Annotated in this window: 2 protein-coding genes; both read left to right on the forward strand. The window is 70.7% G+C overall.

The genetic code is table 11. The features are described 5' to 3' along the window. The coding region (locus AC3XYG_RS19895; RefSeq protein WP_489141600.1) for an EF-Tu C-terminal domain-related protein at positions 1 to 157 on the forward strand (157 nt) is incomplete at its 5' end. Positions 158 to 287: 130 nt separating this feature from the next. Further along, positions 288 to 1,550: MocR-like pyridoxine biosynthesis transcription factor PdxR (gene pdxR, locus AC3XYG_RS19900; protein ID WP_489141599.1), on the forward strand; the 1,263-nt coding region annotated here is incomplete at its 3' end.

The following is a 1,550-nucleotide window of genomic DNA, read 5'->3' on the forward strand; positions in this document are numbered from 1 at the left end:
GCTGCCGGAAGGCACGGAGATGGTGATGCCGGGCGACAACATCTCGATGACGGTGACGCTGATTGCGCCGATCGCGATGGATGAAGGCCTGCGCTTCGCCATCCGCGAAGGCGGCCGCACCGTCGGCGCCGGCGTCGTCGCCTCGATTATCAAGTAAAGCTGGCATCAAGTAAGGCCGCTGCCGCCACGGCGGCACCCGGTTGCGATATGTGCGAAAGGGCGGGGATCTCCCCGCCCTTTCGTCGTTTCGGGGGATGGTTGAAGATGCCGGTGCCGAGGAGAGGGCCATGCTGATCCGTCTCGACCGCGACGCGCCGCTGCAGCACCAGATCTATGACCAGCTGAAGGCGTCGATCCTCAGCGGCGAGACCACGCCCGGCACCCGGCTGCCATCGTCCCGCGCCCTGGCGGACCAGTTCGCGATCGCCCGCAACACCGTGCTGATCGCCTATGAGCAGCTGCTGGCCGAAGGCTATCTCGAGGCCCGGCCCGGTGCCGGCACCTTCGTCGGCGCGGCACTGCCGGCGGGGGTCGAGCCGCGGGCGGAGGGTGGGGACGAGGCCGCCGGGCATCGCCCGCCCCGGCTGTCGCGCTACAGCCAGCGGCTGAGCGGCCTGGACATCGAAAGCCTGACCCGCCGCGGCGGCTTCCGCTACAGCTTCGACTACGGCACGGTCAGCGCCGCCGACTTCCCGGCCGACACTTGGCGCCGGCTGCTGCTGCGCGAGATCCGGCGGCGGGCCGACAAGCCCTATCTCTACGAGAACCCGCAAGGGCTGCCGGAGCTGCGCGCCGCCCTGTCCGACTATCTCAGCCGGGTCCGGGCGGTGCGGGCGCGGCCGGAGCAGATCCTGATCGTCAACGGTTCGCAGCAGGCGGTCGACCTGGCGCTCCGGGTGCTGGTCGACCCCGGCGACACCGTGGTGATCGAGGATCCAGGCTACAGCGGCGCCCGCCTGGCCTTCGAGGCGATCGGCGCCCGGCTGCTGCGCGTCCCGGTCGATGCCGAGGGCATGGACACCGCCCGCCTGCCGCCGCCGACCGGCGAGGCGCGACTGGCTTACGTCACCCCCGGCCACCAATTCCCGACTGGCGGGGTGATGCCGGTGGCGCGCCGGCTGGCCCTGCTGGATTGGGCCCAGCGCGGCGGCACCTATGTCTTCGAGGACGATTACGACAGCGAGTACCGCTACGAGGGCCGGCCGGTCGAATCGCTGCAGGCGCTCGACCGTGCCGGGCTGGTGATCTATTCCGGCACGGTGTCCAAGGTGCTGTCGCCGGGCCTGCGCCTCGGCTACATGGTGCTGCCGCCGGACCTTGTCGGGCCGTTCCTGCACGCCAAGCAGCTGACCGACCGTCACACCGCTTCGCTCGACCAGGCGGTGTTCGCCCATCTCATCCGCGATGGCCATTTCGAACGCCACATCCGCCGCACCCGCCGGCGCAACCAGCGCCGCCGCGATACGCTGGTCGCGGCGCTGCAGGCCGCCTTCGGGACAGGCGTGGAGATCGAGGGCGCCAAGGTCGGGCTGCATCTCGTGGTCCGCTTC

It is taken from the genome of Inquilinus sp. (assembly GCF_057815775.1).